This is a genomic window from Rhizobium sp. SAFR-030, assembly GCF_059415005.1.
This window is the reverse complement of sequence record NZ_JBPFDO010000005.1, coordinates 16,006-29,006: the sequence shown is the minus strand read 5'-3', so window position 1 is coordinate 29,006 and position 13,001 is coordinate 16,006. Positions and strand designations below refer to the sequence as shown.

14 protein-coding genes and 1 tRNA gene are annotated in these 13,001 nt (G+C 63.6%); 6 read left to right on the top strand and 9 right to left on the bottom strand.

The genetic code is table 11. The annotated features are described in order from the left end of the window. Positions 1-3: 3 nt before the first annotated feature. The 3 genes from ACR65N_RS15795 to ACR65N_RS15785 all read left to right on the top strand — a co-directional run bounded on the left by ACR65N_RS15795 (position 4) and on the right by ACR65N_RS15785 (position 2,769). Entirely contained in the window at positions 4-861 is an 858-nt protein-coding gene (locus tag ACR65N_RS15795; RefSeq protein WP_440457796.1) for a CheR family methyltransferase, read from the top strand. 7 nt (positions 862-868) lie between these two features. Continuing rightward, positions 869-1,948 (top strand): protein-glutamate methylesterase/protein-glutamine glutaminase, encoded by a 1,080-nt coding sequence (locus tag ACR65N_RS15790; RefSeq protein WP_430306572.1) that lies wholly within the window; start codon positions 869-871, stop codon positions 1,946-1,948. Between the two features lie 122 nt (positions 1,949-2,070). Next, positions 2,071-2,769 (top strand): AAA family ATPase, encoded by a 699-nt coding sequence (locus ACR65N_RS15785; protein ID WP_440457795.1) that lies wholly within the window; start codon positions 2,071-2,073, stop codon positions 2,767-2,769. 10 nt (positions 2,770-2,779) lie between these two features. On the opposite strand, the gene ccoS is transcribed toward ACR65N_RS15785, so the two are convergent. Genes ccoS through ccoG form a run of 4 tightly spaced genes read right to left on the bottom strand, consistent with a single transcriptional unit; the run spans position 2,780 to position 7,312 of the window. Continuing rightward, positions 2,780-2,932, bottom strand: a complete 153-nt coding sequence (gene ccoS / locus ACR65N_RS15780; protein WP_440457794.1) for a cbb3-type cytochrome oxidase assembly protein CcoS — start codon at positions 2,930-2,932, stop codon at positions 2,780-2,782. Further along, positions 2,929-5,220, bottom strand: a complete 2,292-nt coding sequence (locus ACR65N_RS15775) for a heavy metal translocating P-type ATPase (protein WP_440457793.1) — start codon at positions 5,218-5,220, stop codon at positions 2,929-2,931. Before ACR65N_RS15775 ends, ccoS begins: the two co-directional genes overlap by 4 nt. Continuing rightward, entirely contained in the window at positions 5,217-5,711 is a 495-nt protein-coding gene (locus tag ACR65N_RS15770) for a FixH family protein (protein ID WP_440457792.1), read from the bottom strand. Before ACR65N_RS15770 ends, ACR65N_RS15775 begins: the two co-directional genes overlap by 4 nt. Then, positions 5,711-7,312 carry a cytochrome c oxidase accessory protein CcoG gene (ccoG, locus tag ACR65N_RS15765; protein WP_440457791.1) on the bottom strand — a complete coding sequence of 534 codons (1,602 nt, stop codon included), beginning with the start codon at positions 7,310-7,312 and terminating at the stop codon, positions 5,711-5,713. The genes ACR65N_RS15770 and ccoG overlap by 1 nt, the downstream gene beginning before the upstream one ends. Before the next feature lie 140 nt (positions 7,313-7,452). Here ccoG and ACR65N_RS15760 point away from each other — a divergent pair, with 140 nt between their 5' ends. Together ACR65N_RS15760 and ACR65N_RS15755 are read left to right on the top strand one after the other, a co-directional pair. Beyond that, on the top strand, positions 7,453-7,722 hold the full coding sequence (locus tag ACR65N_RS15760) for a hypothetical protein (protein ID WP_430306492.1): 270 nt from the start codon (positions 7,453-7,455) through the stop codon (positions 7,720-7,722). Continuing rightward, the gene (locus ACR65N_RS15755) at positions 7,719-8,144 is read left to right on the top strand and encodes a type II toxin-antitoxin system VapC family toxin (protein ID WP_440457790.1); all 426 of its coding nucleotides are present in this window, start codon (positions 7,719-7,721) and stop codon (positions 8,142-8,144) included. The genes ACR65N_RS15760 and ACR65N_RS15755 overlap by 4 nt, the downstream gene beginning before the upstream one ends. Here the strand turns inward: ACR65N_RS15755 and ccoP are convergent, their stop codons facing one another. Genes ccoP through ccoN form a run of 4 tightly spaced genes read right to left on the bottom strand, consistent with a single transcriptional unit; the run spans position 8,145 to position 11,544 of the window. Next, a complete protein-coding gene (gene ccoP, locus ACR65N_RS15750) occupies positions 8,145-9,008 on the bottom strand; it encodes a cytochrome-c oxidase, cbb3-type subunit III (protein WP_440457789.1) in 864 nt (287 codons plus the stop codon). A 2-nt stretch (positions 9,009-9,010) separates the two neighbouring features. Continuing rightward, the gene (locus ACR65N_RS15745; protein ID WP_430306495.1) at positions 9,011-9,163 is read right to left on the bottom strand and encodes a cbb3-type cytochrome c oxidase subunit 3; all 153 of its coding nucleotides are present in this window, start codon (positions 9,161-9,163) and stop codon (positions 9,011-9,013) included. Between the two features lie 12 nt (positions 9,164-9,175). Next, on the bottom strand, positions 9,176-9,907 hold the full coding sequence (ccoO, locus tag ACR65N_RS15740) for a cytochrome-c oxidase, cbb3-type subunit II (RefSeq protein WP_440457788.1): 732 nt from the start codon (positions 9,905-9,907) through the stop codon (positions 9,176-9,178). Positions 9,908-9,918: 11 nt separating this feature from the next. Further along, positions 9,919-11,544 carry a cytochrome-c oxidase, cbb3-type subunit I gene (gene ccoN, locus ACR65N_RS15735; protein ID WP_440457787.1) on the bottom strand — a complete coding sequence of 542 codons (1,626 nt, stop codon included), beginning with the start codon at positions 11,542-11,544 and terminating at the stop codon, positions 9,919-9,921. Between the two features lie 347 nt (positions 11,545-11,891). On the opposite strand from ccoN, the gene ACR65N_RS15730 reads away from it, so the two are divergent. Then, positions 11,892-12,665: an alpha/beta fold hydrolase gene (locus ACR65N_RS15730; RefSeq protein WP_440457786.1), complete on the top strand. Its 774-nt coding sequence runs from the start codon at positions 11,892-11,894 to the stop codon at positions 12,663-12,665. Between the two features lie 78 nt (positions 12,666-12,743). Here the strand turns inward: ACR65N_RS15730 and ACR65N_RS15725 are convergent. Continuing rightward, positions 12,744-12,820 (bottom strand) — tRNA-Pro (locus tag ACR65N_RS15725). Between the last annotated feature and the right edge of the window lie 181 nt (positions 12,821-13,001).

The following is a 13,001-nucleotide window of genomic DNA, read 5'->3' as shown; positions in this document are numbered from 1 at the left end:
AGCGTGGCCTCATCGGCAAGCCTTCAACGACAGCCTCTGGACGACCGCCTCAGCCGGCGGAACTTCGACAGGCTGGCGAAGTACATCTACGACTACAGCGGCATCAAGATGCCGATCACCAAGCTGACGATGCTGGAGGGCCGGTTGCGGCGCCGGTTGCGCGCGACGGGGGCGACGACCTTCGACGGGTACTGCGACTTCCTGTTCAGCGGCAACGGGCTGGAGGGCGAATCCGTCTATCTGATCGACGCCGTCACCACCAACAAGACGGACTTCTTCCGCGAGCCCAAGCATTTCGAGTATCTCGCCGAGGCCGCCCTCCCCGAACTGCTGCAGTCTGGCAGCAACCAGATCCGCGTCTGGAGTTCGGCCTGCTCAACCGGTGCCGAACCCTACACGATCGCCATGGTGTTGGCCGAGTGTTTGGCACAGCGGCCCGACACCTCGTACAAGGTGATCGCCACCGATCTGTCGACGGAAGTCCTGGAGACGGCCCGCCGGGCGATCTACACCAAGGAAATGGTGCGGCCGGTGCCGACCCAGATGCGGCGCAAGTACGTGATGGAGGCCATCAATCCGCGCCGCGACGAGGTGCGCATCGCGCCGCTCTTGCGCCAGCGCGTCGGCTTCGGCCGGCTCAACCTGATGGACGAAGCCTATCCGCTGAAGGAGGCCCAGCATGTCATTTTCTGCAGAAATGTGCTGATCTACTTCGACAAGCCGACTCAGCAGCATGTTCTTTCGCGCCTGTGTGATCGTCTGGTGCCAGGCGGCTATCTGTTCATCGGCCATTCGGAAACCGCCTCGGGTCTCAACCTGCCGATCCGCCAGGTCGCCAATACTGTGTTCAAACGGGTATGACGCCATGCTGGGAAAGAAGATCCGCGTCCTGATCGTCGATGATTCGGCCAGCATCCGCCAGACGCTTACCCAGCTGCTGTCCGAGGATCCGGAAATCGAAGTGATCGGGGCTGCGGCCGATCCCTTCGCCGCCGCACGCAAGATCCGCGAAGAGATCCCGGACGTCATCACGCTCGATGTCGAGATGCCGCAGATGGACGGCATTACCTTTCTGCGCAAGCTGATGTCGCAGCATCCGATCCCCGTCGTGATGTGCTCGTCGCTCACCGAGGCGGGATCGGAAACTCTCCTGCAGGCGCTTGACGCCGGCGCCGTCGACGTCATCCTGAAGCCGAAGATCGGTGCGGCCGATCATCTTGCGGAAAGCGCCGAGCGCGTGCGGGCGGCGGTCAAGGGTGCGGCGCGCGCCCGGCTTGGCAAGCTGCGCCGGTTCCGGCCGGACAGCGCACCGACGGCCAAGCTGACTGCCGATGCGGTGCTGCCGCCGCCGCGTATCGGCGCCATGGCGAAGACCACTGAGATGGTGGTCTGCGTCGGCGCCTCGACCGGCGGCACCGAGGCGCTGCGCGAGCTGCTGGAAGCGCTGCCGGCAAATGCGCCGGGCATGGTCATCGTCCAGCACATGCCGGAAAAGTTCACGGCCGCCTTCGCCAAGCGGCTGAATAGCTTGTGCGAGGTCGAGGTGAAGGAGGCCGAGCAGGGAGATCCGGTGTTGCGCGGCCATGTTTTAATCGCTCCCGGCGACAAGCACATGCTCCTCGACCGGCGCGGCGCGCGCTACGAAGTGACCATTCGCTCGGGCCCGCTCGTGTCACGTCACCGCCCGTCGGTCGACGTCCTGTTCCGCTCCGCCGCCCGGGCTGCGGGGGCGAACGCCATGGGCGTCATCCTGACCGGCATGGGCGACGATGGAGCGCGCGGCATGGACGAGATGCACCAGGCAGGTGCCTTCACCATTGCGCAGGACGAGGCAACGTCGGTGGTCTTCGGCATGCCGAAGGAGGCAATCGCCCGCGGCGGCGTCGATCGTGTTGTGCCGCTCGATCAGGTGGCGCGGGAAATCCTGGCGGCCGACAAGCGCCATTAGTCCGGGTCCGGACAGGCCGTCTTCGTCTTTCGTTAACCATGCTGCGTCAGAATGGCGGCTGCACAATGACAGTGCTCTGACTGAGCGATCGAGGCTCACGAACCTTTGCCCAAGGATCGACGATGCCCGTCATCACATTTGCCAACACCAAAGGCGGCGCCGGCAAGACGACCGCCGTGCTGCTGCTTGCGACAGAGCTCGCCCGCATGGGCCACCGCGTCTGCGTCCTCGATGCCGATCCGCAATATTGGATGTCGCGCTGGTACGACCTTTCGCAGCCGGTAAGCCGGCTATCGGTCGTCTCCTACGTGACGCAGGCCTCCATCGATCGCCATCTGGAAGAAAAGCGCGCCACCACGGACTATTTCCTCATCGACCTGCCGGGGGCGCGCAGCCCGCTTCTGGCAAAGGCCATTGGCCTGTCGGACCACGTGCTGATCCCGATCCAAGGCTGCGCGATGGATGCCCAGGGGGGCGCGCATGTGCTCGAACTCCTCCAGTATCTCGACGCCAAGCTCGGGCTGAAGGTGCCGCATTCGGTGGTCCTGACCCGGGTGAACTCGATGGTCACCACCCGTGCTCTGCTCGCCGTCAAAGGTCTGCTGGCGCAGCGCAATGTCGACGTCCTCAATACACCGATCATCGAACGCTCTGCCTTCCGAGATGTCTTCGACTGCGGCGGCACGCTCTACTCGATGAGCCCGGACCGGGTCAGCAATCTCGACAAGGCACGCGAGAACGCCGGCTTGTACGCGCAGGAAATCCTGCGCCGGGTCCCGGTCGGGATCGCCCGGCCACGCATGGAGCAAAGCGCCGCCTGAGACGGCTGCACTAAGCACCCGGCGTGTCATCCTCCTCCAGCACCCGCCAGGCCGCACCGTCGAGGTCGTCATACTGACCGCTGCCCAGCGACCAGAGAAAGGCGCCGAGGCCTAAGGCTCCCAGCAACAGCGCGATCGGGATCAGGTAGATCAGCATGTTCATGCGAGGCTGGCCTCCGCAGCAGTCTGGACGCCAAGTCGCTGCGTTTGAGCAGCATCGGTTGTCGGCCGCGCCATGCGGTTGAGACGCAAGGCATTGACGACAACGATCAGCGACGATGTCGACATGGCCACGGCCGCAACCAGCGGTGTTGCATAGCCGGTGATTGCCACCGGCACGGCGATGATGTTGTAGCCCACGGCGAGCGCGAAGTTCTCGCGGATCAGCCGCGCGGCAGTGCGGGACACCGCGATGGCCGTCTGCACCGGCTCGAGGCCCTCGCGCAGGAAGACGAAGTCGGCGGCCCGACGACCGATATCGGCGGCCGTCGCTGGCGCCATCGATACGTGTGCGGCACTGAGCGCCGGCGCGTCGTTGATCCCGTCACCCACCATCAGGACGTGTCGTCCCGCAGCACGCAGCCGGTCCAGGGCTTCAGTCTTGCCCTGCGGCGATACATCCGCCGTCCAAGTCTCGATGCCGAGCCGGTCTGCAGCATCCCGGACGGCCGCGGCGCGGTCGCCGGAGAGGATCGACAGCGGAAACCCCTGCTGCTGCAAAGACAGCACGACGCGTCTTGCATCCGGGCGCAGGGCGTCGCGAAAGGCGAAGCGTGCCTTTTCCTCGCCGTCGACGGCCAGCACGACTTCGGAGGCAACGTCGGCGTCCCGCGTCGTGGATCCGGCGCAGGCAAAGGCACGTCGTCCGAGCCGCACTTCGCCGGCCGGTGTGTCGACGGCCATCCCCTCGCCGGCGATTTCACGGACGCCTTCAATGGCAGGCGTTGGACCATGATGCAAGGCCGCCAGCGCCCGCGACAGCGGGTGACGCGAATGGGTGGCAATCGCAGCGGCCAAGGCCTGAAACTCGGGATCGCCCTCAGCCTCGATCAGCACGGGCCGGCCGACAGTGAGTGTTCCGGTCTTGTCGAAAGCGATGGTATCGGCTTCGGCGAGCCGTTCCATCGCCGACCCGTCCTTGACCATGATGCCGCTCTGAAACAGCTTTCCGGCCGCCACTACCTGCACCACCGGCACCGCAAGTCCCAACGCGCAGGGGCAGGTGATGATCAGCACCGAGATCGCGATCAGCATCGCCTGCTTCCAGTCGCCGCCGAACATGCCCCAGCCAAGGAAGGTCAGAAGCGCCAGAAGATGAACGACTGGGGAATAAATGGTCGCGGCGCGATCGGCAATGCGGCGATACTGCGCACGACCGCCTTCGGCAGCTTCCATCAGAGCGATGACTTCAGCGAGGAAGGATTGGTGGACGGTGGCGGTCGCCCGCAAAATCAGCGAGCCGGTGAGGTTGATGACGCCCGCCTGGACCGCGACTCCGGGACGGACGGGCTGTGGAGCGCTTTCGCCTGTGACGATGGAGAGATCCAGATCGCTCATCCCTGAAATCACGATGCCATCCACCGATACCCGATCTCCGACAGCGACGGCAAACCGGTCCCCCGGGGCGATTTCTTCCACGGGACGGTATTCGCGGCTACCGTCGTCCAGCACGACCATGGCCCCACGCGGTGCAAGACGCGCGAGCCCGGTGATTGCCGAGCGGGCGCGGTCACGCATGATATGATCCAGCGTCCGGCCGATCAGCAGGAAGAACAGCAGCGACACCGTCGCATCGAACCAGGCGTGCTCGCCGTGGTGCACTGTCTCCCACAGCGAGACGGCATAGGAGAGCGTGATGGCGAGTGCAATCGGCACGTCCATATTGGTGCGGCCATGCCGCAGGGCCTGCCACGCCGACCGGTAGAAAAACCGCCCGCCATAGATCAGCGCCGGCGCCGCGATAAAGGCGGAGATCCAGTGGAAGAGGTCGCGGGTCGAGGCTTCCGCTCCGGACCAGACAGAGACCGAGAGCAGCATGATGTTGGCCGAGGCGAAGCCCGTGACGGCGACACCGCGGATCAGTTGCATCCTCAAGCGGTCGCTCTCCTCGGCGTCGCCTGAGAACAGATGAGCGGAATAGCCGGTGGCACTGCGGATCGCCTCGACGAAGGCGACGGGGTCAGTGGTGCCCTCGGCATTGCGCCAGATGATGGAAACGCGGCGTGTCGACAGGTTGACACGCGCCTTTTCGACGGCGGGCAATCGCCGGAGTGCCTGTTCGATCGACGAGATGCAGGCGCCGCAATGGACGCCGGGCACGCTGAGATCTGTCTGATAGCGATCCTCGCCAAGGTCACGACGGGCCAGCAGCAGCTCTTCACGTGACGGCGCGCCAAAAGCAGGAGAGGATAGATCGAGGGCAGCTTCGGTGCCCGGTGCGCAGCAGCTCATGAGGCAGGCCCTCTCACGGCGATGCGCTTGGAATGGTGCAGGATCCGCTCGCCCGATTTGAGGCCCGTCACCTCGACGATCCAATGACCCGGCAGAACCTCGCGCTGGGCTTCGTACACGCCGTTGCCAAGCGGGGAGAGCAAGAGCTCGAAATCCTGGTGATCGCCGACGGGGCGCTTGAAGCGAACGGTCAATTCATCGGCGACGACAGGCCTGCCCGCCGCATCGACCATCCGATAGCGGATCATGCCGTCGCCAACCGTCAGCGTTCCGGACAGGCCGCTGGCCGCAAGGCGCTTGGCTTCTTCGACCTTTCCGTTGAACTGCTGACTTGCCACATAGGTGTTCTCGACAACCAGCCCGCTCCAGCTGTGGACCGCCTGGTAGGCCATGTAGACGTTGACCGAAATGATCGTGCCGAAGAACAGGCAGACGACGCCCGCCATGTGCCATCCGGTGAAGGTAAAGTCGTGGGATCGGCGCATGAACATCACTGGGCTCCGGGAATATTGAAGGCGGCGCGGTAGACGTCCTTCTCTTGGCTGATCCGATCCTCGACGATGAAGGCGAGGCCTTCGCGCGCATCGCCCAGCGCCTCCTTCGGCAGCGTCACGAACACTTTCAGTGTGGTGACCCTGTCAGGCTCCACCTGAATGGCGAAGACACGATCGGCATAGTCGGCAGCGAGTGCCGGGATCTTCATCTCGGCGCTGTTCAGCCCCTGCAGTGACAGGAGAAGGGTTCGGCGTTCCGGGATCATGTTGAGGAGGCGGATCGTGTAGCCGTTGCGGATTGCGCCATCCGACTCGAGCACGAATTGCGGATTGCGGTCGTGCAGGACATTCAGCTCAAGACGATCCCGGGCAAGCAGTGCAACCACAAGGCCGATGCCGACCGCACACCAGGCCGCCGTGTAGAAAAGCGTGCGCGGCCGAACGATGATCCGCCAGTCGAAGGATCTGACGGCCTCGGCGAAGCGGCCATCGGCGGTGCGCACCCGTGCGGGGTCGATGGCCGTGCGACCGCCGTCGGTGGCAATGGCCATGTTGGATCGGTACTCGTCGAGCGTCGCGTAGGCGATCAGCCCGCGTGCGCGGCCGAGCTTGTCCATTACGCCGTCACAGGCGTCGATACAGAGCGCGCAGGTAATGCAGGCGAGTTGCTGGCCATCGCGGATGTCGATGCCCATCGGACAGACGGCGACGCAGGCGTCGCAGTCGACGCAATCGCCCATCGGCTGATTGGCCGCGGCCGCCTTCTTGGCATGCCGGCCCCGTGGCTCGCCGCGCCAATCGTTGTAGGTGACGACAAGCGAGCTGTCGTCCAGCATGGCGCCCTGTATGCGTGGCCAGGGACACATGTAGATGCACACCTGCTCGCGCAGCAGTCCGCCGAAGACATAGGTGGTGGCGGTAAGGACAGCGACTGTCGAATAGGCAACGAAGGGCGCCTGGCCGTTGAGAAAATCGAAGGCCAGCGACGGCGCATCGGCGAAGTAGAAGATCCAGGCGCCGCCGGTCAGGACCGCGATGAGCAGCCATGTCGCGTGCTTGCCCGTTCGCTTGGCGAGCTTCTCGAAGGTCCAGGGGCCGGCATCGAGTTTCATTCGGGCGTTGCGGTCTCCCTCGATGAAGCGCTCAACGACCAGGAACAGGTCCACCCAGACGGTCTGCGGACAGGCATAGCCGCACCAGGCGCGACCGACAGCCGACGTCACCAGGAAGAGGCCGAAGCCGGCCATCACCAGGAGGCCGGCGACGAAGAAGAACTCCTGCGGCCAGATCTCGATGAAGAACACGTAGAAGCGGCGCGATGCCAGGTCGATGAGCACCGCCTGGTCCGGCGCATAGGGACCACGATCCCAGCGGATCCAGGGCGTGATGTAGTAGATCCCCAGCGTCACCAGCATGACCAGCCATTTGAAGCGCCGGAATCGTCCTTCGGCGCGCTTGGGGAAAATCTTCTTCCGCTTCTGGTAAAGCGGCTGGCCGGCTGGCTGGTCCGGGCCTGGCGCGTCAGTTTTCTTGCCGCCCTCACCCGCGGTTGCGATGCCGGACGCTGTTATGTCGGAAGCTGCAGTATCGAGAGGCATGGGACCATCCTTTGGCCCATACTCTTGCCGTTCTCGGCCCAAGGTTTCCTTGATGGAAATCAATCCGCAGGCGGCCACTTCGTCCTGTTGTGGCGGGATCGACGGAATTGCGCTATGCTGAGATGGAAGTGGAGAGACCCGTGGGCCTGCACAGACTGGAAATCGAAGTGGATGACGAGATGCTGTCGCGGATCGATGCCGCAGCCGCCCGGACCGCAGGATCGCGCGCGAAAGTTGTCGTCGAAACGCTAGCCGACCACCTTCCTATGGACTTGGAAGTCGAAGCTGCGTCTGTCGAAGAGCAACGTGACAAACTGCAAAAATGGCTGGACGAAGCAACCCGTCACTCATCTCACCTGTCGGACGAGGAGGTCCTTCGCGAGGTCCGAGATGCACGTGGCGACGAATGATCAAAGCGCGCCGACGCACGTACCTGGATTCAAACATAATCATCTATCTCGTTGACGGTGAACCGGTTCGTCAAACTGGAACGGCACGACTGATCCGGTCCCTCAAGCTCGACACCGACTTCGTAACAAGCGAGATGACCGTGGGTGAATGCCTGCGTGGGGCCTTCCGTCGGAGCAACAGAGGCAGCGCGCAAAGCTACCGCGATCTGTTGCTCAACCCGGAATTTGTCGCCCTGGTCCCGGTTGATCTTGCTCTTATTCAACGCGCGACCGAACTCGGTGCCGAGCTGAACATGAAGCTCATCGATGCCATCCATGTCGCGACGGCCGAGGCGCTTTCGTGCGATGTCTTCCTGACGAACGACCGGGGCATTCGCGCTCCGGCCGCTGTCGCGTTGCGCTATCTGTCGGCGCAGGTCTGATCACTCTCCGCCGCCCAGTGCGTGGATATAGACCGCCAGTTCCTTGACCGTCGTTTCGCCAAGCCGCGCCTGCCAGGCCGGCATAACGCCATGCTTCGGCTGGCGGATCTGCGCTGCGATCTCGCTCTCGCCGTTGACCTTCAGCCAGATCGCATCGGCAAGGCTCGGCGCGCCGAATTCGCGGTTTCCCTCGGCACTTTCGCCGTGGCAGGAGGCGCAGTTGTCGGCAAACAGCTGCTTGCCGGGTTCGACCATCGCTGCGTCACTCGGCGTGCCGGTCAGGCTGACCACGAAGGCTGCCACCTGGCGGATCTCCGCCGGCTGCAGGATGTCGACGAAGGCCGGCATCTCCGACAATCGGCTCTCGGCGTCCTCGGTCGACCGGATCCCGTGAGCAATCGTCTGGTGGATCTGATCCACGTCGCCGCCCCACAGCCAGTCGTCGTCATTGAGGTTGGGATAGCCGGCACCGCCGGCTGCACCCGAACCGTGACACTGCACGCAGTTCACCTTGAAGGCAGCGGCACCGGCTGCCGTGGCGAACTGGTTGAGCTGTGGATCGGCGATGATCTCCTGAAGCGAGGCGGAGGCGATGCGGTCGCTGATCGCCCCTTGCGCGGCCTTGGCGCCGGCGAGATCTGCCAGCAGCTCGCCACGGCTGGAATAGCCGAGCACGCCCCGCGTCGCATCCGTCAGCATCGGGACGGCGGGATAGACGATAATGTATCCGATCGCCCAGAGGATCGTGGCGTAGAAGGTCCACAGCCACCAGCGGGGCAGCGGATTGTTCAGCTCGCGGATGCCGTCCCACTCGTGGCCGGTGGTTTCGACGCCGCTGATTTCATCAATATGCTTGTCCGCCATGATCAATCCTCCTTCAGAGGGATTTTGGCCGCCTCGTCTGCCTGAGCCCGGGCGCCGGGCCGCACCGTGCAGAGCACGACCCCAACGAAAAACAGCAGCATGGCGAGGAGGCCCCAGCTGTCTGCGAAGTGACGCATTGCCGTATAGAGTTCCATTACCCGTCCTCCTCAGCGGTAGCCGGTCGCGTCGTCATAGGTCGAGAAGTCGACCAGTGTGCCGAGCATCTGCAGGTAGGCGACCAGCGCATCCATTTCGGTGAGCTTTGCCGGATCGCCGTCGAAGTCGCCGACCTTCGCCTTGGGATAGCGGGCGAGGAGCGCCGCCGTATCGGCGTTTGGATCAGCCTGAGCGGTCAGATCCGCCTTGGCGTTTGCCAGCATGTCCTCGCTGTACGGAACGCCGACCAGCGTGTTGGCCTTCAGGTCCATGGTGACGTCGGTCACCTTCAACGGCGTTGCCTTGAGGAAGGCATAGGCCGGCATGATCGATTCCGGCACCACGTCGCGGGGCCGCACCAGATGCTGGACATGCCACTCGTTGGAGTATCGATCGCCAACGCGGGCAAGATCCGGCCCGGTGCGCTTGGATCCCCACTGGAACGGGTGGTCGTACATGGATTCCGCCGCGAGACTGTAGTGGCCGTAGCGTTCCACCTCGTCGCGGAAGGGACGGATCATCTGGCTGTGGCAGACATAGCAGCCTTCGCGGATGTAGATGTTGCGCCCCGCCAGTTCGAGCGGCGAGTAGGGCCGCATGCCTTCCACCTTCTCGATGGTGTTTTCCAGGTAGAAGAGCGGCGCGATCTCGACGATCCCGCCGATCGATACGACGAGCAGGGATCCGACCAGGAGCAGCGTCGCATTGCGTTCGATGAATTGATGCTTATCCATGATGGACATGGGTGCGCTCCTTATTCGGCCGGCTGGAGAGCGGCGGGCATGGTACCTGCCACCGTCTCGCGCCGCTCGTGTCCGAGAATGGTCATGGTGATGTTGAAGGCCATGATCAGCGCACCGGCGAGATACATGGCACCGCCGACGGCGCGCAGCAGGTAGTAGGGGAACATCGCGGCGACGGCCTCGGCGAAGGAATAGACGAGGAAGCCCTGGTCATCGTATTCGCGCCACATCAGCCCCTGCTGAACGCCGGCGACCCACATGACGGCGGCGTAGACGACGATGCCGAGCGTGGCGAGCCAGAAGTGCCAGTTGACCATGGCCAGGCTGTAGAGTCGCGGGCGGTTCCAGAGCTTCGGGACCAGGAAGTAGATCGCTCCGAAGGAGATCATGCCGACCCAGCCAAGCGCGCCGGAGTGGACGTGGCCGATGGTCCATTCCGTGTAGTGGCTGAGCGAGTTGACCGCCTTGATCGACATCATCGGGCCTTCGAAGGTCGACATGCCGTAGAAGGCGATCGCAATCACCATCATGCGGATGATCGGGTCGGTGCGGATCTTGTCCCAGGCGCCTGACAGGGTCATCAAACCGTTGATCATGCCGCCCCAGGAGGGCATCCAGAGCATGATCGAGAACACCATGCCGAGCGTCTGCGCCCAGTCGGGCAGTGCGGTGTAGTGCAGGTGGTGGGGGCCGGCCCAGATGTACATGAAGATCAGCGCCCAGAAGTGAATGATCGACAGACGATAGGAATAGACCGGGCGACCGGCCTGCTTGGGCACGAAATAGTACATCATGCCGAGAAAGCCGGCGGTCAGGAAGAAGCCGACGGCGTTGTGGCCGTACCACCACTGGGTCAGCGCATCCTGGACGCCGGAAAAGGCCGAGTAGCTTTTGACGCCGAGGAAGGAGACCGGCACCGCGAGGTTGTTCACCACATGCAGCATGGCGATGGTGACGATGAAGGCGAGGTAGAACCAGTTCGCCACATAGATGTGCGGCTCCTTGCGCTTCAGGATGGTACCGAGGAACGTGACGAGGTAGGCGACCCAGACGATCGTCAGCCAGAGGTCCACGTACCATTCCGGCTCGGCATATTCGCGCCCCTGGGTAATCCCCAGCAGGTAGCCGGTCGCAGCCATGACGATGAACAGCTGGTAACCCCAGAAGACGAACCAGCCCAGCGCCTCCCCGCCAAACAGCCGGGCCCGCGAGGTCCGCTGCACGACATAGAGCGACGTACAGATCAGCGCATTGCCGCCGAAGGCAAAGACGACGGCTGAGGTGTGAAGGGGACGCAGTCGGCCGAAGTTGAACCACGGACCTACATTGAGATCCGGATAGGCAAGCTGCAGAGCGACGATAACACCTACCAGGAAGCCGACCACGCCCCAGAAGACTGTCGCGATCGTACCGTATTTTACCACTTCGTCGAAGTAGACCGACCGCTCCGCCACCGGTGCGGATCTGGGGGTCGGCTGGAAATTGACCCGCTGCAGCATGACGATGGTTGCCGCCGCCAGCGTGAAGAACAGCACCCACATGTGGGCCGCGAAGAGATCGTCATGCGCGAAGCCGGCGCCGAGAAGCGCCAGAAAGGCGCCCAGCGACAGCGCCGCGATGGGTACGGTGGTATTCATCAAACATCCCCCGGATGCAAAAGGCAGCAGGCGCCGGCTGTGCCGCCGGCCTCTCTGCCTGCACCCATGTCATTGCAACCGGCTGGAAGCCTTGATCTGGATCAACGGGGCGAGCCAGAATGATCTGAGCGCCGCTGCCGCCGCCTGGCTGGGATGCCTCTGCCCGCCCATCCGTGTGAGAGACACGTCGTCAAAGGGCGTTTGTCCAAGCCTCGACGGGATTGCGCAGGCTAGTATTTTGAAAGGTGACGGGCGGCGCCAATCGGCATCATGCATGCACCGCGTGTTTGCAGTTGCACCGACACTCACAGTCAAAGTCACAGTCACAGACCCTGAAGGAGCGGACGATGATGAACAGACGCGATTTCTCCCGCACGATCGGCCTCGGCATGGTGGCGGCAGCGGCCAGCCGCGGCGCACGTGCCGCCACTCCTGCGCAACCGCCCGCACGCAACGTGGTGTTCGTCCACGGACTGTTTGCCGATGGATCCTGCTGGACGGAGGTTATCGAGCGACTGCAGGCAAAAGGCCTCAACTGCACCTCGGTCCAGAATCCGCTGACCAGCCTTCCCGATGCCGTTGCCGCGGCGCGACGCGTGCTTGATCGGCAAGACGGTACGACCGTGTTCGTCGGGCACTCGTTTTCCGGCATGATCCTCACCGAAGCCGGCGATCATCCGAACGTCGCCTCTCTGGTGTACGTCGCCGCCCGGGCTCCCGACGCCGGCGAGGATTACGCGGCCCTGGCGAAAACCTATCCGACGCCGCCGGCAACCGCCGGCATCGTTTTCGACGGTGATGAAGGCCGCCTGTCGAGGGAGGCCTTCCTGCGTGACTTTGCCGGCGACCTGCCGGCCGACAAAGCGGAGGTGCTCTATGCCGTCCAGCAGCCGTTCATGAAGGCGCTGCTGACCGGCAAGACGACCAGGGCTGCCTGGCGTTCGAAGCCGAGCTTCTATGCCGTGTCGACGCAAGACAGGACGATCAATCCGGAGCTCCAGCGGTTCATGGCCAAGCGGATGAACGCCAAGACGATCGAGATCGAGGCAAGCCACCTGTCGCTCATCTCGCAGCCGGACATCGTTGCAAAGCTTGTCCTTGACGCGGCAGGACAGGCCTAACCGTTCGACCGGGACGGCAAGGAACTTTGTCTGGAAGGGGGAAGAAACGAAAAAGCCCCGCATTGCGGGGCCTTCGGCTGGTCGGAGTGAGAGGATTCGAACCTCCGACCCCCACGTCCCGAACGTGGTGCGCTACCAGACTGCGCTACACTCCGTGACCAGTGGCGCGGATATAGACGAGCCCTTTCCTTTGCACAAGCACCTTTCAGGATTTTTTAGAGAGGCGTGACAGCCGCTGTGCGTCATCCAGGCGTTGTGCCTGCGCCCGGCGCCTTAGCCATCCGTCGCCGGTGATCCCGGATGGAACCGGTTCCGGCACGTTGCGTTGAGGCGCCG